We start from the raw sequence: 18,275 nt of genomic DNA, 5'->3' as shown, positions 1-18,275 counted from the left end.
GGAGTACCGTCATTGCGGGCGAAGCGAAGCAATCCATCGCACCACGTGACGAGAGGTGGATTGCTTCGTCGCTTTGCTCCTCGCAATGACGCGGAGAATAGCTGATGTCCCACGCGCCGCGTTTCCATCGTCTTGCCGTCAGCGACCTCCGTCGCGAGGCTGCGGATGCGGTATCGATGTCGTTTGCGATTCCGAAGGAGCTGGAAGGCGACTACAGTTTTATGCCGGGCCAGTATCTCACTCTGCGCACGACGATGGACGGGGAGGAAGTGCGCCGTTCCTATTCGATCTGCTCCGGGCCTGACGATGGCGAATTGCGCATCGCGGTGAAGAAGGTCGATGGCGGCGCGTTTTCGAACTGGGCGGCGGACGAATTGAAGGCCGGCGACGAGCTCGACGTGATGACGCCGACCGGCCGTTTTGGTATCGCCCACGCGCCGGAGGAGGCTCGGGTCTATGTCGGCTTCGCCGCGGGAAGCGGCATCACGCCGATCCTGTCGATTATCAAGGGCGTGCTGGCGCGCGAGCCGAACAGCCGTTTCTTCCTGTTCTACGGCAACCGCACGACATCAGGCATGCTGTTCCTCGAAGAGCTCGAGGAATTGAAGGACCGTTTCATGCAGCGGCTGTCGCTGTTTCACGTCATCTCGGGCGAGGAACAGGACATCCCGATCCTGCATGGCCGGCTTGATGGCGCAAAGGTGCGCGTGCTGCTGCGCTCGCTGGTGCCGGCCTCCCAGGTCGATCACGTCTTCATTTGCGGTCCCGCCGGCATGAGCGAGGATATCGAGGCGACCTGCCGCGAGGTCGGCATCGCCCAAGATCGCATTCATGTCGAGCGCTTCGTCTCTGAGTTCGGCGGCAAGCCGCGCCCGAAGAAGGTCATCGAAGCGTCCGCGCCGCCGAAGGCGATGGCGTCCTTGATCATCGATGGCAAGCGCCGCGAGGTGCCGGTCGCTGAAGGAGAGGCTATCCTTGATGCCGCGTTGCGCGCCGGCATGGATCTGCCGTTCGCCTGCAAGGGCGGCATGTGCTCGACCTGCCGCGCCAAGCTGGTCGAGGGTGAGGCGCAAATGGAAGTCAATTATTCGCTGGAGCCGTGGGAACTGAAGGCGGGATATGTCCTGACCTGCCAGGCGCGGCCGTGCTCGGACAAGGTCGTGGTGGATTATGATCATGTCTAACGACGATGTCATTCCGGAGCGATGCGCAGCATCGAACTACGATGTGCAGTTGCACATCGGAGAATCTCGAAATTCCGGGTCTGGTGCTTACGCACCATCCCGGAATGACAGAGGTGGTTGAGGTGCGGGCTCGTTGACCACCTAGGTGCTTCGACCAAACACTAATAGACTACGGAAAGAGGCCAAACAGGCCCGAGCGCTAAGGGAGAGAACGTCGTGAATCCGTCTCGCAGAGCGGGCAACCCGCCATGAACGTCGCGCTTTCGCCCGACGAGATCGCCCGCGCCTGCGCGGAGGCGATGTGGAAGGAAGACGACGCCAGCAAGGGCCTCGGCATGAAAATTGTCGAGGTCAGGCCAGGCCAGGCGACGCTGACGATGACGGTGCAGCCGCACATGGTCAACGGCCAGCGCATCGCCCATGGCGGCTTCATCTTTCTCCTCGCCGATTCCACCTTCGCCTTTGCCTGCAACTCCCGCAATGAGCGCGCGGTCGCCGCGCAATGCGACATCGCCTTCATCCGTCCGGGCAAGCTCGGCGACGTGCTGGTCGCGACCGCGCGGGAAGTTTCGCGCAACGGTCGCTCCGGGATCTATGACGTCCGCGTCACATCGGGCGATGTGGTGATCGCTGAATTCCGCGGTCATTCCCGCACCGTCGCCGGGAGATGGCTGCCGGCCGCGCACGAAGAGAGCAAGCCAAAATAGCAAGCAGAGGAACACGCCATGGCCATGGCAAGATTGAAATCCAGCGGAAGCGGTTACGGCGCTGAATTGGATGAGGCCGAGCGCGCCTCGCGCGACGAGATCATGGCGTTACAGACCAAACGCCTCGCGTGGTCGCTCCAGCACGCCTATGATAACGTCGCGCATTATAAGAGGTCCTTTGACGCGGCCGGCGTGCATCCCTCCGATTTCAGGCAACTCTCCGACCTCGCCAAATTCCCGTTCACGGTGAAGACCGATCTTCGGGACAATTACCCCTTCAACATGTTCGCCGTGCCGCGCGAAAAGCTGGTCCGCGTTCACGCGTCCTCGGGCACCACGGGCAAGCCGATCGTGGTCGGCTATACGCAAGGCGATATCGACATTTGGTCGGAGGTGATGGCGCGCTCGATCCGTGCCGCCGGCGGCCGCAGCGGCATGATCATTCACAATGCTTATGGTTACGGTCTGTTCACCGGCGGGCTCGGTGTGCATTACGGCGCCGAGAAATTGGGTTGCACGGTGGTGCCGGTCTCCGGCGGTATGACCGAGCGCCAGGTGCAACTGATCAACGACTTCAAGCCTGATATCATCACGGTGACGCCGAGCTACATGCTGGCCATTCTCGACGAGTTCAAACGGCAGGGGCTCGACCCGCGCCAATCATCATTGAAGTTCGGCATCTTCGGGGCCGAGCCCTGGACGAATGCGATGCGCGCGGAGATCGAGCAGGCCTTTGACATGGACGCGACCGATATTTACGGGCTGTCGGAAGTGATCGGTCCCGGCGTGGCGCAGGAATGCGTGGAGACCAAGGACGGCCTGCATATCTGGGAGGATCATTTCTATCCCGAGGTGATCGATCCCGAGAGAGCCGCGGTACTGCCCGATGGCGAGAAGGGCGAGCTGGTATTCACCTCGCTGACCAAGCAAGGATTTCCGATCATCCGCTACCGCACCCGCGACCTGACGCGGCTATTGCCGGGAACGGCGCGACCCGGCATGCGGCGCATGGAGAAGGTCACCGGCCGCTCCGACGACATGATCATCCTGCGCGGCGTCAACGTATTCCCGACCCAGATCGAGGAAGCGTTGCTTGCGACCGACTGGTGCGGCGGCCATTTCATCATCGAACTGACGCGGGAAGGGCGCATGGACGAGATGACCGTGCTCGCCGAAGCCCGCCCCGGAAGCTGGGACAGCAGCGGGCTTACCGCGCACGCCGAAAAAGTCGCGCTCTTCATCAAGAACACCATTGGCATCACCGCGCGCATCGAGGCCGTGGCGCCGAACACGCTGGAACGTTCGCTCGGCAAGGCGAAACGTGTTTACGACAAGCGGCCGAAAGAATAATTTATCCCCTCATGGTGAGGAGGCGCGCTAGTGCCGTCTCGAACCATGAGGCGCCACAGATGGGCCTGCATCCTTCGAGACGCGGCGCAAGCGCCGCTCCTCAGGATGAGGGATTAGAGCGCTGTTGGGGTGCTAAGGAGTTGCTGGAGTGAGACTTGCAGGGCTAGGCTAACCCTCACCCCTCATGGTGAGGAGGCGCGCTAGCGCCGTCTCGAACCATGTGGCCCGGATCGTGGCCACATCCTTCGAGACGCACGCGAGAGCGCTTCTCAGGATGAGGGGCGGACAGCGAAGAATTTGGGGACGACCGTGACTGAAGGTGCCTTTCTTTACATCCTTCGCTGTGCCGATGGCAGCTTCTACATCGGAACAACGCGCACAACGCTGGAAATGAGAATTGCGCAGCACAACGCCGGAACGTTCGGCGGTTACACCGAGACCAGGCGGCCGGTGACGCTGGTGTTCTCGCAATGGTTCGACCGCATCACCGACGCCATAGAGAACGAACGTAGACTCAAGAAGTGGAGCAGGGCGAAGAAGGAGGCTTTCGTGCGAGGTGATCTCGCGGCCTTACGACAGCTTTCCAAACGTAGATCGCCACATCCTTCGGAACGACCGTCGCGGGACAACAGCCCCTTGAACTAAATCGGCAGTTCGATACTCATGGTGGCGGGCCGCGATCTACGGCCATCACCAATGAATCAAGCTCAACACCTACAGGAAATATCGGTGAAGCCGGCCGCCAAACCAGATAGCCTCACAGTCCACGCCCGCTGCGTCCGCCTGCCTGCAAAAGTCGCCGATGCCGTTTCGCTCGCACCCGTGCTCGAGACGCGGGCCTTGTCGCGCGGCGAAAACGAGTTGCTGATCGAGGTCAAGGCCGCGGCCGTCAATCCGTCCGACGTGAAGGCCGCCACCGGGCTGATGCCCTATGCGGCGTTTCCGCGCACGCCGGGCCGCGATTACGCGGGCGTTGTCATGGATGGGCCGGGCGGTTGGATCGGGCGCGAAGTGTTCGGCTCGTCCGGCGATCTCGGCATTCGCCGCGACGGCACCCACGCCACGCATCTCCTGGTCGAAGCCGACGCCGTGGTCGAGAAACCCAAAAGCATTTCATGGGAAGAGGCGGCCGGCATTGGCGTGCCTTTCGTTACCGCAATGGAAGGCCTGCGCCGCGCCGGCATTCCGAAAGTGGGCGAGACCGTGCTGGTCATGGGCGTCAACGGCAAGGTCGGGCAGGCGGCGGTGCAGATCGCGAGCTGGCACGGCGCGCGCGTGATCGGCGTGGTGCGCAAGAGCGAGCCCTACGAAGGCCACACCAATTCGAAGGTGGAAGTCATCGACGCTTCCGTCACCGATGTTGCGGCGAGCGTGCGCGAACTCACCGGCGGCAAGGGCGCCGACATCGTGTTCAATACCGTCGGCGATCCCTATTTCCAGGCCGCACACCAATCGCTGGCGGTGCGCGGGCGGCAGATCCTGATCGCCGCGATCGACCGCATCGTGCAATTCAATATTTTAGAATTCTATCGCGGCCAGCACACCTATGTCGGGATCGACACGCTCGGCCTGTCGTCGATCGCGACCGGCGCGGTGCTGCGGGAACTCGGCCCCGGCTTCGCCAGCGGCCATCTCAAGCCGTTTCTGATCAAGCCGGCCGCGATCTATCCGCTGGAGCAGGCTCGCGCGGCCTTCATCGCGGTCGCCGGCTCGTCGCGGGACAGGGTGGTCCTGCGGCCTTGAAACAGGCATTCGCTGGAGGCGGCGGATTCCTCCATTTTTTCATGGGGGACAAACCTGGCGTACGTCGCCCGCGCGCAATGATTTTATTCCTCCGCCGCCGACCTCGGCGGGCGATTCATTCTTCGCGTCGTTGCGGCGTGGACGCGCGCATTTTTCCAACATATTAGCAACTGCTGAAATGGCTTCCTATTTGAGCGGTCACGGCTGGATCGGCCGCGCGGGAACAGGGAAACACCAGTGCTGGACAGTGCCAATATCGTCGTCATCAGCGGATTGCTGATCGGTCTCGTCTATGGATCGGTCGGATTGTTGAGCGGGTTTTGCTTGCTCAGCAGTCTCAGAGGCTTTTGGGCTGAAGGCGATGGCCGGCTGGTGCGCACCTATGCGTTGGCGATCGGCGTCGCGGTTGCCGTGACGCAGTTGCTGGCTGCGGGCGGCCTCGTCGATATCGGCAAGTCGATCTATCTGCAGCCGTCGTTCTCCGCGCCCGTGATGTTCTTGGGCGGGCTGTTGTTCGGCTACGGCATGGTGTTGTCGAACGGTTGCGGCTCGCGCGCGCTGGTGCTGCTCGGGCGCGGCAATCTCCGCTCCTTCGTGGTGGTGGTCGTGCTGGCGATTTTTGCCCAGATGACGCTGAAGGGCCTGATCGCCCCGTCGCGCATCGCGATGGTCGGGGCGTCACAGACCACGGCCACGGCAAACTCGGTACCGGCCTTGTTCGCTGCCGCGGGCCTGAGCGCAACGGCCGCGCGCATGCTGGCCGCCTCGGTCATCTCCGCAGCGCTGATCATTTTTGCCTTTGCGCATCCGGCATTCCGGCGGTCGCCGGGCCAGATCGCCGCGGGTCTCGTGGTCGGCCTCTTGGTGGCCGCCGGCTGGTTTGCCACCGGCCATCTCGGCGCCGACGATTTCAATCCCGCGCCGGTCACATCGCTCACCTTCATCGCGCCGATCGCGGACGCGCTTCAATACGTCATGCTGTCGACGGGCTCGACGCTCAATTTTGGCATCGTCACCGTGTTCGGCGTATTCGCCGGCAGCCTGGTGACGGCGCTGTTGACCGGACGCTTTCAGCTCGAAGGCTATCAATCACCGCGCCACATGCTGCGCTCCGGCAGTGGCGCCGCGCTAATGGGCATTGGTGGCGTCATGGCGTTCGGCTGCTCGATCGGGCAGGGCCTGACGGGATTCTCCACGCTGGCGCTGGCCTCGCTGATTGCCTTCGCCGGCATCCTCGTCGGCACCGCCGCCGGCCTGCGCGGCGCGCTGCGGGTTCGGCCGCTGGCGGCGGCTTAGGCATTTCGACAGCGGGGCTTTCATCCTTCGAGACGCATCGCTTCGCGCTGCTCCTCAGGATGAGGTCATCTAGCCCCTCATGGTGAGGAGCGCAGCGAAGCTGCGCGTCTCGAACCATGAAGGCCCATGGCCGGTCCGCTACTCCGCAGCCTTGGTCACAATCCGTATCTCCGACGTCAGCGTCCGGTGCACCGGGCACTTGTCGGCGATCTCCATCAGCCGCGCGCGCTGATCAGCATCCAGCGCGCCTTCGATCGAGATCACGCGGTCGATCTGATCCAGCAGGCCCTCGCGCGTCTCGCATTCGGCGCAATCCTTTGCGTGAATCTTGCTGTGCTTCAGCGTCACGGTGACGCGGTCCAGCGGCAGCGATTTGCGGTCGGCATACATCCGCATCGTCATCGACGTGCAGGCGCCGAGGCCTGCAAGCAGGAAATCGTACGGTCCCGGGCCGCTGTCCTGGCCGCCGACGGCAATGGGCTCGTCCGCCACCATCTGATGGGGACCTGTGGTGACGGTCTGCTGGAACTTGCTGTTGCGGGTTTCGCGCACCACGACGTTGCGTGGCGCCGTGCTCGCGGCAGAAACAGGCTGCGCGGCGACAGGCTCGATATAGCGCTCGGCCCAGGCGGCGATGACGTCGGCGACATAGGCGCCGTCTCGTTTGCCGCTCAACAGATGATCAGAGCCCGACAGCGACACAAAGCTCTTGGGATGTTTGGCGGCAGCGAAAATCCTGGTGGCGCTGTCGATACCGACCGTGTCGTCGGTTGGCGAATGCATGATCAGCAGCGCCTTGTGAAGTTTTGCGATCTGCGCCGCCAGGCTGTGTTCGGCGATGTCGTCGAGGAATTCGCGCTTGATGTGAAACGGCCGCCCGGCGAGCTGGACCTCCACCGTGCCGTGCATGCGGATGTCGTCGAGGCGATCTTTGAAGAGATGCGTGACGTGCACGGGATCGGAGGGGGCGGCGATGGTGACAACCGCCTTTGCCTCCGGTATCTGCCCAGCGGCGGCAAGGATCGCCGCACCGCCGAGACTATGGCCGATCAGGATCGCGGGCGCCGTGCGGGTTTCGCGCAAATGATCGGCGGCGTGGACGAGATCGGCAACGTTCGATGAGAAAGTCGAGTTGGCGAATTCGCCCTCGCTGGAGCCGAGCCCCGTAAAATCAAACCGCAACACCGCGATGCCTTTTGCGGTGAGCGCCGTCGCAATGCGTTTCGCGGCCAGCACGTCCTTGCCGCAGGTGAAGCAGTGCGCAAACAGCGCGTAGGCCTGCACCGCACCATCCGGCATATCGAGGGCCGCAGCAAGCTGATGGCCGCCTTCGCCGGTGAATTGAAAGCGTTCGTTCGGCACGGCTCTTCTCCCCGGTTTGGCGCTAATCGCCTGAATATCTCTGCTCGGCCCACGGGTCGCCGCGGTTATGGTAGCCGCGGACTTCCCAATAGCCCGGCTTATCCTCCGCGAGAAACTCGATGCTCTGCAGCCACTTTGCGCTTTTCCAGAAATAGAGATGCGGCACGACGAGCCGCACCGGGCCACCATGCTCCTGCTCGAGCGGGGCACCCGACCAGCTATGCGCGAGCAGCGCGTCTTCCGCGGCAAAATCTTCCAGCGCTAGGTTGGTGGTGTAGCCGTCATGTGAATGCAGCACCACGAACCGCGCTTCCTGGCGCGGCCGGCAGGCGTCGAGGAGATCGCGGGTCGCTAATCCCTCCCAATGATTATCGTAGCGCGACCAGGTCGTGACGCAATGAATGTCGGATACGAACTTGCTTTGCGGCTGCACGGAAAACTGCGCAAAATCCCAGAACAGCGGATGTTCGACCGTGCCGTAGACGTCGAGCCGCCATCGTTCGCGCGGGATGTTCGGGGTCAATCCGAGATCGAGCGTCGGCCAATCCCTGGTCAGATGCTGGCCCGGCGGCAGCCGCGCTTCCTCGGGCCGCGAGATCTTGCCCGTGAGGAATTTTCCCTCGCGCGCCCAGCGCTCCTTGCTGCGCGTCAGCTTGCTTTCCGGTGGCGGCTCGTTTTCACTGGTCATGTCGATCGCGATCCAGAGTTCGTTGTCAGGAGTATAGCGGTACAGATATGAACCGTCAGCGACGAAACTCTTACCCCTCATCCTGAGGAGCGCGTAGCGCGTCTCGAAGGACGAGGCCACCAGCCGGGCCGCATGGTTCGAGACGGCGCGGAGCCTGTCATCGGGCCGCGCTTCGCGCGGACCCGTTGGCGCCTCCTCACCGGGACTGCTACTTCGGCGGCCGCGGATCGATCGGCGTCGTGCCGCGCACGCCCAGAATATCCTCGAGCACTTTGCTGCCAGCAAGCAATTGCGACTCGCCGCGCGGCGGCGCGATCACCTGCAGCCCAACCGGAAGGCCTGAGGCCGTGAAGCCGCACGGCAACGACAGCGCAGGACAGCACACCAGCGTGATCGCATAGACGATGCCGAGCCATTCGACGTAGTTGTCGAACTTCTTGCCGGCACATTCGGCGACGTAGCGGTTCTCGACCGGGAAGGGCGGCACGATCGTGGCGGGTGCGAGCAATAGATCGTATTTTTCGAAAAATTCCAGCGTGCGCGCGGTCATGGCGACGCGCTGCGCTTCGGCGCGTTCGAGCTGCTCGACCGTCAGCTTGACGCCTTCCTCGATATTCCAGATCACCTCGGGCTTGAGCAGGTCGCGTTTCGTGCGCAGCAGTGCCGCCTTGGAAAGTGCGAAGTCGAAGGCGCGCAGCACATGGAAGCATTCATGAGCCTCGCGCAAATCGGGATGAGCCTCTTCGACGATGGTGCCCGCTTCCGCGAAGCGCTGCGCTGCCTTGCAGGTGACGGCGGCAACTTCAGGATCGACCGGCGTGATGCCGAGATCGGGCGAATAGGCAACGCGCTTCGGCTTGTTGCCGGAGCGGGCGGCTGCGAGAAACGAATTCGGCAGCACCGGCAGCGAGAGCGGATCGGCGGGGTGCTCGCCGCTCATGGCATCGAGCAGCAGCGCGACGTCTTCGACATTGCGCGCCATCGGGCCCTGGACGCCGAGATTGCGATCGACCGCCGCGGCTACCGTACGCGCGACACGGCCAATGCTCGGCCGCAATCCGACGATGCCGCAGAAGCTCGCGGGGTTGCGTAAGCTACCGCCCATGTCGGAGCCGTGCGCCAGCCATGCCGTGCCGGTCGCGAGCGCGACCGCTGCGCCGCCCGAGGAGCCGGCGGCGGAGCGTGACGTATCCCATGGATTGCGCGTCGGGCCGAACACCTCGTTGAAGGTGTTGGCGCCGGCACCAAATTCCGGCGTGTTCGACTTGGCGTAAATCACGCCGCCATTGCTTTCGAGGTGCTCGACCAGAATATCTGACTTCGCCGGAACGTTATCCTTGTAGATCGGCGAGCCCTGCGTGGTCAGGACGCCGGCGACATTGGTGAGGTCCTTGATCGGGATCGGAAGACCGGCGAGCAGGCCGCGCTCGGCGACCGGCTTCTTCATCAGCGCTGTGGCATGCTTGCGGGCGCGATCGAAGCACAGCGTCGGCAGCGCGTTGACCTTGCCGTCCACTTCCGCGATCCGCTTTTCCAGCACGTCGAGCAGGTCGAGCGGGGTGACTTCGCCGGATTTCAGTTTGCCGACAATGGCAATCGCCGTCTCACGCACCAGCCCCTGATCAGCCACTTCGCTATCTCCGTTTCTTGGCCCTGGTGGTGCTCTAGAACATTTCCGGCCAAGTGGAAACGCATAGAAGTTGTGGCTGGCCGGAGATATTGCATGGCGACGTTGCGAGGGCCTGTTCGCGATGACGCCGAGTTAACGTCATCGCACACGTCAGACCCTCATGGTGAGGAGGCGCGATAGCGCCGTCTCGAACCACGAGGCCCGCTGCCCATCCTTCGAGACGCCGCGCAATGCGCGGCTCCTCAGGATGAGGTCGGTGTGCATGGCCACACGCTAGCCCCACCCCGCCGTATACCCGCCATCAACCGTGAAGATCACCCCCGACGTATACCCCGACCTATCAGACGCCAGAAACGCCATGAGGTCGCCGATCTCGCGCGCATGCGCGGGCCGGCCAAGCGGAAGGCTCTTCTGGAATTCCTTGTAGCGACTTTCATCACCGAACTGGGTCTTCGCCCGCGTCTTCAACAGCGTGACATGACGGTCAGTGCCGACAGGACCCGGATTGATGCCGACCACGCGGATATTGTCGGCGAGGCTCTTTCCCCCGAGCGCGCGGGTGAACGCCATCAGCGCGGCGTTGCCGGCGCTGCCGCAGATGTAATTGGCGTCGAACTTTTCGCCGGCGGCGCCAATGTCGTTGACGATAACGCCGTGCCCGCGTGCCTTCATCTGCGCGTAGATCGCGCGGGTGAGATTGATGTAGCCGAACACCTTCAGCTCCCAGGCGTGGCGCCATGTTGCTTCGTCGATCTTGTCGATCGAGCCGCCAGGAATGTCGCCGGCATTGTTGACGAGGATGTCGATATCGGCGGCTTCCTTGGCGAGTCTTGCGATGTCCGCGCTCTTGCGCAGGTCGACGACGTGGGCGGTCGCGCCGATCTGGTGCGCCGAGCGCAGCCGCTCGGCCAGTGCTTTCAACTGCTCGCCGCTGCGAGCCGCCAGCATGACGTCGCAGCCTTCTTCGGCAAAGGCTTCGGCCGCGGCCGCGCCGATGCCCTTGGAGGCGCCGGTGATCAGGACGCGCTTGCCGCGCAGATGCAGATCCATGGGATTCTCGTGTGGTGAGAGGAGGGTGGAAGACGGTCAGCGAAATTGGTAAGCGGCGGGCGCCGTCTCGGTCAACATTGCAGTGCAGCGTTGCGCGGCAGGCAGGATTGGTCCATTGCAAGGCAATCGAATAACCGGCATTAGCGGCCGGGCAAGACAACAAGGAAACTCTCGATGAGCAGCGCCAAAAAGCAATATCGGATCGCGGTCATTCCCGGTGACGGCATCGGCAAGGAAGTGATCCCCGAAGGCCTGCGCGTGCTGGAGGCGGCGGCGAAAAAGCACGGTGTCGCCGTGCATTTCGACCATTTCGACTTCGCCTCCTGGGATTATTACGAAAAGCACGGCGAGATGATGCCGGAGGACTGGAAGGCGCAGATCGGCAAGCACGACGCGATCTATTTCGGCGCGGTCGGCTGGCCGGCGAAAATTCCCGATCACATTTCGCTGTGGGGTTCGCTGATCAAGTTTCGGCGCGAGTTCGATCAATACGTCAACCTGCGCCCGGTGCGGCTGATGCCCGGCGTGCCGTCACCGCTAGCCAACCGCAAGCCCGGCGATATCGATTTCTGGGTGGTGCGCGAGAACACCGAGGGCGAGTATTCCTCGGTCGGCGGCCGCATGTTCCCCGATACCGACCGTGAGTTCGTCACGCAGCAGACGGTGATGACGCGCACCGGCGTCGACCGCATCCTGAAATTCGCATTCGAGCTGGCGCAGTCGCGGCCGAAGAAGCATCTGACCTCGGCGACCAAGTCCAACGGCATCTCGATCACGATGCCCTATTGGGACGAGCGCGTGGAGGCGATGGCGAAGAAATATCCAGGCGTGAAGTGGGATAAGTACCACATCGACATTCTCACCGCGAATTTCGTGCTGCACCCGGACTGGTTCGATGTCGTGGTCGGCTCGAACCTGTTCGGAGATATTCTGTCTGATCTCGGCCCGGCCTGCACCGGCACCATCGGCATCGCGCCGTCGGGCAACATCAATCCGGAAGGCAATTTCCCGTCCGTGTTCGAGCCGGTACACGGCTCGGCGCCCGACATTGCGGGGCAGGGCATCGCCAACCCGATCGGCATGATCTGGTCCGGTGCGATGATGTTGGAGCATCTCGGCGAGAAGCAGGCGGCGGCATCCATCGTCGGCGCCATCGAGCGGACGCTGGGCGAGCGGACGTTGCGCACGCGGGATCTTGGCGGCAATGCGGATACGACAGCGTGCGGCAAGGCTGTTGCGGAGATGGTGGATTGAGTTCTTCCCTTCTCCCCTTGTGGGAGAAGGTGCCCACCATCAATAAGCTGTTTTATGCCGTAAAATCAAAAACTTATCTGATCGTGCGAAACGCCGGTGCCCCTATAGTGTCCCGAGCACATTGTGCTCGGTCCTAACCTGTTTATAGTCACTCGAGGCCGGATCTCCACGGATTGATCCTTGTATTCCAAACACGCCATAGTCGAGAACTATGGCTACTCAAATCCCAGACCCATACTACGTCGCTTTCATTGACGAGGCAGGCGATCCGGGCCTGAAAGCGGTGCGCCCCATCGATCCTGTTGGCGCGACGGAATGGCTGTGCCTTGGCGCGGTGGTTATCAGGGCGAAGCACGAGCTCGAAGCGACCAACTGGGTTCGGACGATCTTGTCCAAGACTGGATGCAAACGATAACGATATGAAGTATATCGCCGATCGTCTCCAAATTCCTGATGATGACGGAATTCCTTTCTAACTCGAAGGGTGTCCTAAACAACGTTGTTCAGCGCTATCAACTCAAGCACGTTCATTCGCAGCGGTATTTGTAGTTGCAGCTTTCACGCCGAGCTGTTGCGCTTTTGCCACCTCATTCCACGCACGCCGTGCCTATAACCAACTTGGGGGTAATCGGCATGTTCGACGTATACGTTCGAGGAAAGAGCCAGCTTCTAGTGATCCGACGAGGAGCGCCACTGCCTGCCGGATTAGAAGGCGGCTGGAGGAAGAAGCGAGCGGCGCGCGCTGTTAGTGACGAGATAAGCGCCGCGGTTGTGCGGGAGGGCTTCTACACACGCTCACAGACGCCGCTGATTGACACTCCCGTGGACGCGATCCGTATGAAGGTCAGCCTCAAGCTCTAAGATGATGATGTGTAATAGACTTGCAGCGAGCGGATCGGTGACCTCCCGTTCCAGAAGCCGATAGCGCGCGATTTTGGCTTCTTGTTCTCTGAACTTGCGCTCTGTCGTCATGTTCTTCCTCCAACCACTCGACGCGGTGGCAGGCGATTTGTTTCGCTAAATTCTTCAGATCATTTTCTATGGTTTCTAATTAATGAAAGTCGGTTGGCGCGAGCGCCGGGATGCAACGCGTCGAGCCCAGCTCAAGGCAGTCCCGGTCTGGTCGAGGCTTGATGCACACACCGGGAAGTCGTGATCGCGCGTCCGGTCAGTGCCGCATCATTCGATATCTCGTTCGTCAAACAACGCGGGACGGAATAATAACATTTGTTAGTTCCTGCCCGACCTAACATTTGTTAGTCAGTTTCCTGTTTCTCCGTGCCACGGTCATGAAAAATTAAGACAGGCAGGGGACGATGAAGGATTATCAAACCCATCTGGAGAAGCTGCGCAAAGACGCGGCCGAATGCGCGCTTGTCAGGGACTTGGCTACCGACAAAGCGAAGCGTGAAATGTTCGACCGGCTTGCGCGGCATCTGGATGAATTAGCCGACGAGGTTGAGCGGGCCATGAATGCTCGAAAGACCGGCTAAAGGTAGCGGCGCGAGTATGCGGGCAAAAGCGCTACTCGTTCTGCTGGGTGCCACTGCGCTAGGGGCGTACACTTTAGGCCGCCACAGCAATCCCGTTGACAACGCGCCAGTCGCTTCGATCACGCAGCCGCAGCCTCCCGTGGTCAAGCCCATTGCCTTCGCGGAGCCTCTATCACCTCCTTTGCCACGACCGCGACCGCAAGCGCCCCTAACAATCCGGTCCACACCATCAAGGCTCTAGCCGAGAAGGCTACGCCTAGCGATGATCGAGACTAGAAGGGCAGGCGTCGCAATGATCAGGAGCCGCGTCGCAACAAATGGCGATAACCTTGCTCCGTCATCCATCTGGCACTTCAAGAGATGGCTTTCGAACGCCAGCCGCGCGCGGTCGGCCTCGGTGTCTGGATCGATGTGCAGCACGATCCGAGAGACTTCACGCCAGTCGGCGCCTTGTTGGTCGGCAAGCACGCGCATGTAAGTGATCATGTGCTCCTCGTCATACTCAGTGAGGGCTGGTCCGGCTGGCGCTACGTCAGCGATCGACACGGCCGACGATGCCGGGACCAAGCTCGGGATACTTCTGAAGCTCGCCGATCACATCGCACAGGAAAGCATCGCGCTCGCGCGGATGGATCGGTCGCGCGGCATCCATCACTGAGGCGAGTTCGGAATCGCGGCCGCCGCGCCGCCATTGTCAGGGCAAGCGCGGCGCTGGCAAGATCAATCGTCTACCGAATGATCTGCAACCTCCTCGCAGCCGCAGTTGAGGATCAAAATATGGTCCGATGTTCGCCTATTTGGCGGCTGATCCAAATTTCTAAGAGATCGTCAGCGTCCCTGCCGGGAATATGAAGCGTGATGCCGAAGCTATTGAAGCCGCGAACTGTCGAAACAGGAATGGGCACGGCGTGTTCTCCACATATTGAAAGTGACGACAGTCGTAACCGCCGTGGGTTACACATGGGTCTCTGAAAGTTTCATAAGCAAATTTTTTGTAACCGACCCTTTTCCCGGAGCCGTCGGCAAGCATGATCGAGGAACGTGAACGCCATCAGATCGTTGACCATTTTGCCGGTCGTTTAGAACCGCGCGGCAACGCGGGCGGCTGGTGCTTGAGTTAAGGATGTTGGATCTCGACCATGTGCTCGGGTCGGCGGCTCGCTGCTATTGTTCTCAGCTTTATGCCCTTAGCGGAGGCTACTGCGGCCAGCGTGGAATGGCGAAGATACGCAATTCCCGCCACCGGACTGAGCGTGGATGTTCCAGTATCAATTTTCGAGGAGGACAGGGGCGCAACAGAGGGGACACTTGAGCGCCATCTTTTTACGAAGGATTACCGGGCCAACCTCACGATCAAGTCGTTTCCTAATCCAGATAACGATTCCCCTGCCGTTTTTCTGGAAAAGATGCGGCCGCCAGCCGATATGCAATACAGAAGAGTGACTCCTAAGTTTTTCGCCGTTTCCGGTGTTCTAAACGGCCACACTTGGTATAATCGGTGCAACCGCGCGAAAGGCTTCATGAACTGCGTCTTGATCAATTATCCAGCGGCGGAGGAACGCCAATGGGATGCTATCGTCACGCGGATTAGCTTGTCCTTGGCCAAATAGAATTCGGCGACTGGTTGATGGCCTGTTTCGTAAGCTTACGAAACGGATCTTGCTCGATCCTGTCGCACTCGCGCGTTGGATCCAGATGCCACCGAGAAACGCCGCAGCGCCGCATGCGCATTGCCGGTTCAGCAGACCCAAGTTTAGCACCGGGGTCGCCATGGGGCTCGTCCAAGCCGCGCATGTCGGCGAAACAAGGCGGATTTTGCCACGGCATCAAAATCCGAACCAGGTATTGTCGATGAACGGCAACGAAGCCAGCCAGCGCAGGGTCGTGCTGATTTCCGGCGTCGCGTCGCGGACGTACCACGTCAGCTCGGCGCCGCGCTTTGCTTCCGCCTGAGCTGGAACGGCCATGCGCTGCTCGCTCATGCCGTTGGTCAGCAGAACGTAGCCTTCATCCGAACCCTCTTCGCAATCTGGCACGAAATCGCGGCCGTCGATGCGACGGTCGCCGGGATCGCGGAATGTATATTCGGGTTCGCCAAGCTCCCGCTCGTAAGCGCGAGCCGCAGTGCATGGGGATCCGCAGGGGTAGCGGACTTGTCTCGATTGAACAGCGGCTTCTTGAAGAGTGACAGCATGTGGACCTCGGATGGCGCGCCGGCCGGCGGCCCTCGAGGTGCCGCTCTTCGTTGTCGCGCGATCGTGCGGGCCGGTTCAAGCGGCAGGGTTCGCTGCCGCTATTTTCGCTTCACAATCCTTCGGCAATGCTCCCACGCCGCGCGCATCAGATTCTCGCTCGCTTCCGGCGTACGGAACGCCGAATGCGCCGACAGCGTCACGTTGGGGAGCTTGGTCAGGGGATGATCGGCCGGCAGCGGTTCGATGTTGAAGACGTCGAGGCCGGCATGGCGGATCTGGCCCGATTTCAGGGCATCGATCATCGCTTCCTCGTCGACGATGGCGCCGCGCGCGGTGTTGATCAGGATGACGCCGGGTTTCATCGCCTCGATGCAGGCGCGCGAGATCATGCCGCGTGTCTCGTCGTTGAGCAGCAGATGGATCGAGACCACGTCGCTCTCAGTCAAGAGTTCGTCGAGATCGACGAACTCGACCTTCGGATGTTTTTTCGGCGACCGGTTCCAGGCGATCACGCGCATGCCGGAGCCGATCGCGATCCGCGCGACTTCGGCGGCGATGCCGCCGAAGCCGATCAGGCCGAGCGTCTTGCCGGTCAGTTGCATGCCGTCGTCGCGCAGCCAGTTGCCGGCGCGGATACCGCGGTCCATCTTGGCAAGGCCGCGCGCGCCTTCCCACATCAGCGCAACAGCGCATTCGGCGACCGCCGTGTCGCCATAGCCCTTGATCAGGTGCACCTCGATCCCGAGCTCGGCGAGCTCTTCCGGATTCATGTAGCTGCGTGCGCCGGTGCCGAGAAACACCACGTGCCTCAGGCCCGTGCATTTCTTCGCGATATCGGTGGGCAGCGCGGTGTGATCGACGATTGCGATCTCGGCGCCGTCGAGGATCTTGGGATATTGATCCGAGGTGATATCGGGATCCCGGTGGATCAGCACCTCGGGATCGCCGGGCTGCTGCAGCCGCTCAAAGATTACGGCCAGCGATTCATTGGCGTCGACGAAAACTCCGCGCACGGCATTCCCCCGTTTCTTGGTTTGATATCAGGATGCGACGCCGGCCAGCGCCAGCACGGTATGCATCAGCACGTTGGCGCCCGCCGCGCAATCGGATTGCGTGGCGTCCTCCAGCTCGTTGTGGCTGATGCCGTCCTTGCAAGGCACGAACACCATCGCCGCTGGCATCACCATGTTGAGGTTGCAGGCATCATGGCCGGCGCCGGAGGTGATGCGGCGGTGCGAATAGCCGAGCATTTTTGCGGCGTTCTCCACCGCATCCACCAGTTTGGGATCGAAATGGGTCGGCGACTTGCGCCAGATCAGATCGAACTGAACCTCGACCTTGCGCCGCGCCGCGATCTCGGCAATCGCAGCGCGCAAATCCTTGTCCAGCGCGTCCATGATGGCCGCATCCGCGCTGCGGCAATCAACGGTGAAGGCGATCTCGCCGGGAATGACGTTGCGCGAGGGGTTGGCGATCACGGCTTCGCCGACGGTGCCGACCGCTTTCGGACCGTGCTTCTTGGCGATTGCTTCCATCGCCAGCACGATTTCCGACAGCGTCGCCAGCGCATCGCGGCGCAGCGGCATCGGCGTCGAGCCGGCATGGCTCTCGAACCCGGTGATCTTGCCGTCGTACCACAACACGCCCTGACCGGAATCGACCACGCCGATGGTCTTGTTCTCGGCCTCCAGGATCGGGCCCTGTTCGATATGCAGCTCGACGAAGCCTGAGAATTTTTGGCGCCCCACCGGCGCGTCACCGCGATAGCCGATGCTGTCGAGCGCCTCCGCCACCGTGACGCCCTCGGCGTCCTTGCGCGACAAAATGTCGTCGGTCGTGAAATCGCCGACATAAGCGGCAGAAGCCATCATCGCCGGCGCAAAGCGCGAGCCTTCCTCGTTGGTCCAGTTGCAGATGCAGATCGGCGCTTCGGTCTCGATGCCGGCATCGTTGAGCGTGCGCACCACTTCCAGCGCCGCCAGCGTGCCGAGCACGCCGTCATATTTGCCGCCGGTCGGCTGGGTGTCGAGATGCGAGCCGAGGCCGACGGGAGCCTTCGACATGTCGCGTCCCTTGCGCAGGCCGAACATCGAACCGAGCGCATCGACATGCACTTCCAGCCCTGCGGCCTCGCAGGCGTTCCGGAACCAGTCGCGCACCTGCTTGTCTTCAGGCCCGAGCGTCAGCCGCCGCACGCCGCCTTTCGGCGTCGCGCCGAATTTGGCGGTTTCGTGAATCGTGCCCCACAGCCGGGCGGAATCGATTTGCAGGTTGGAGGCGATTTTTGTCATTGGCCGTTCCGAAGTTCAGACGATACGCGAGG

17 protein-coding genes and 1 pseudogene are annotated in these 18,275 nt (G+C 61.8%); 9 read left to right on the top strand and 9 right to left on the bottom strand.

The window, feature by feature from the left end:
- The first annotated feature begins 104 nt into the window (after positions 1-104).
- The 6 genes from paaE to RX328_RS33605 all read left to right on the top strand — a co-directional run bounded on the left by paaE (position 105) and on the right by RX328_RS33605 (position 6,280).
- Positions 105-1,184 (top strand): 1,2-phenylacetyl-CoA epoxidase subunit PaaE, encoded by a 1,080-nt coding sequence (gene paaE, locus RX328_RS33630; RefSeq protein WP_213252116.1) that lies wholly within the window; start codon positions 105-107, stop codon positions 1,182-1,184.
- Between the two features lie 248 nt (positions 1,185-1,432).
- Positions 1,433-1,891, top strand: a complete 459-nt coding sequence (paaI, locus tag RX328_RS33625) for a hydroxyphenylacetyl-CoA thioesterase PaaI (RefSeq protein ID WP_213252115.1) — start codon at positions 1,433-1,435, stop codon at positions 1,889-1,891.
- Between the two features lie 18 nt (positions 1,892-1,909).
- Positions 1,910-3,241 (top strand): phenylacetate--CoA ligase PaaK, encoded by a 1,332-nt coding sequence (paaK, locus tag RX328_RS33620; protein WP_213252114.1) that lies wholly within the window; start codon positions 1,910-1,912, stop codon positions 3,239-3,241.
- A gap of 309 nt (positions 3,242-3,550) precedes the next feature.
- Positions 3,551-3,886, top strand: coding sequence for a GIY-YIG nuclease family protein (locus tag RX328_RS33615; protein WP_213252113.1), 336 nt, complete (start codon positions 3,551-3,553; stop codon positions 3,884-3,886).
- 84 nt (positions 3,887-3,970) lie between these two features.
- Positions 3,971-4,984, top strand: coding sequence for a zinc-binding alcohol dehydrogenase family protein (locus tag RX328_RS33610; RefSeq protein ID WP_409410808.1), 1,014 nt, complete (start codon positions 3,971-3,973; stop codon positions 4,982-4,984).
- A gap of 237 nt (positions 4,985-5,221) precedes the next feature.
- Positions 5,222-6,280, top strand: coding sequence for a YeeE/YedE family protein (locus RX328_RS33605; RefSeq protein WP_213252111.1), 1,059 nt, complete (start codon positions 5,222-5,224; stop codon positions 6,278-6,280).
- Positions 6,281-6,418: 138 nt separating this feature from the next.
- On the opposite strand, the gene RX328_RS33600 is transcribed toward RX328_RS33605, so the two are convergent.
- The 4 genes from RX328_RS33600 to RX328_RS33585 form a co-directional block, all read right to left on the bottom strand.
- Entirely contained in the window at positions 6,419-7,642 is a 1,224-nt protein-coding gene (locus tag RX328_RS33600; RefSeq protein ID WP_213252110.1) for a bifunctional alpha/beta hydrolase/OsmC family protein, read from the bottom strand.
- Positions 7,643-7,664: 22 nt separating this feature from the next.
- Positions 7,665-8,330 (bottom strand): sulfite oxidase-like oxidoreductase, encoded by a 666-nt coding sequence (locus RX328_RS33595; protein ID WP_213252181.1) that lies wholly within the window; start codon positions 8,328-8,330, stop codon positions 7,665-7,667.
- A gap of 208 nt (positions 8,331-8,538) precedes the next feature.
- On the bottom strand, positions 8,539-9,960 hold the full coding sequence (locus RX328_RS33590; protein ID WP_213252109.1) for an amidase: 1,422 nt from the start codon (positions 9,958-9,960) through the stop codon (positions 8,539-8,541).
- A gap of 273 nt (positions 9,961-10,233) precedes the next feature.
- Positions 10,234-11,010 (bottom strand): SDR family oxidoreductase, encoded by a 777-nt coding sequence (locus RX328_RS33585; protein ID WP_213252108.1) that lies wholly within the window; start codon positions 11,008-11,010, stop codon positions 10,234-10,236.
- Between the two features lie 174 nt (positions 11,011-11,184).
- Here RX328_RS33585 and RX328_RS33580 point away from each other — a divergent pair, with 174 nt between their 5' ends.
- Positions 11,185-12,264: a tartrate dehydrogenase gene (locus RX328_RS33580; RefSeq protein ID WP_213252107.1), complete on the top strand. Its 1,080-nt coding sequence runs from the start codon at positions 11,185-11,187 to the stop codon at positions 12,262-12,264.
- Positions 12,265-13,059: 795 nt separating this feature from the next.
- Here the strand turns inward: RX328_RS33580 and RX328_RS33575 are convergent.
- The gene (locus tag RX328_RS33575) at positions 13,060-13,236 is read right to left on the bottom strand and encodes a hypothetical protein (protein ID WP_213252106.1); all 177 of its coding nucleotides are present in this window, start codon (positions 13,234-13,236) and stop codon (positions 13,060-13,062) included.
- Positions 13,237-13,580: 344 nt separating this feature from the next.
- On the opposite strand from RX328_RS33575, the gene RX328_RS33570 reads away from it, so the two are divergent.
- Positions 13,581-13,757 carry a hypothetical protein gene (locus RX328_RS33570; RefSeq protein WP_213252105.1) on the top strand — a complete coding sequence of 59 codons (177 nt, stop codon included), beginning with the start codon at positions 13,581-13,583 and terminating at the stop codon, positions 13,755-13,757.
- 296 nt (positions 13,758-14,053) lie between these two features.
- Here RX328_RS33570 and RX328_RS33565 read toward each other — a convergent pair.
- Positions 14,054-14,324, bottom strand: a pseudogene (locus RX328_RS33565) (DUF2285 domain-containing protein).
- Between the two features lie 686 nt (positions 14,325-15,010).
- Here RX328_RS33565 and RX328_RS33560 point away from each other — a divergent pair.
- Positions 15,011-15,367: a hypothetical protein gene (locus RX328_RS33560; protein WP_249726471.1), complete on the top strand. Its 357-nt coding sequence runs from the start codon at positions 15,011-15,013 to the stop codon at positions 15,365-15,367.
- A 216-nt stretch (positions 15,368-15,583) separates the two neighbouring features.
- Here RX328_RS33560 and RX328_RS33555 read toward each other — a convergent pair whose 3' ends face one another.
- From RX328_RS33555 to RX328_RS33545, 3 genes are all read right to left on the bottom strand, one after another.
- Positions 15,584-15,739 carry a suppressor of fused domain protein gene (locus RX328_RS33555; protein ID WP_249726469.1) on the bottom strand — a complete coding sequence of 52 codons (156 nt, stop codon included), beginning with the start codon at positions 15,737-15,739 and terminating at the stop codon, positions 15,584-15,586.
- Between the two features lie 311 nt (positions 15,740-16,050).
- On the bottom strand, positions 16,051-16,965 hold the full coding sequence (locus RX328_RS33550; protein ID WP_213252103.1) for an NAD(P)-dependent oxidoreductase: 915 nt from the start codon (positions 16,963-16,965) through the stop codon (positions 16,051-16,053).
- A gap of 27 nt (positions 16,966-16,992) precedes the next feature.
- Positions 16,993-18,243, bottom strand: coding sequence for a Zn-dependent hydrolase (locus RX328_RS33545; protein ID WP_213252102.1), 1,251 nt, complete (start codon positions 18,241-18,243; stop codon positions 16,993-16,995).
- Between the last annotated feature and the right edge of the window lie 32 nt (positions 18,244-18,275).

The sequence above is a fragment of the Bradyrhizobium sp. sBnM-33 genome, assembly GCF_032917945.1.
GTDB lineage: Bacteria > Pseudomonadota > Alphaproteobacteria > Rhizobiales > Xanthobacteraceae > Bradyrhizobium.
Note: the sequence above shows the minus strand (reverse complement) of the source record. Positions and strands in the feature narration are given on the sequence as shown.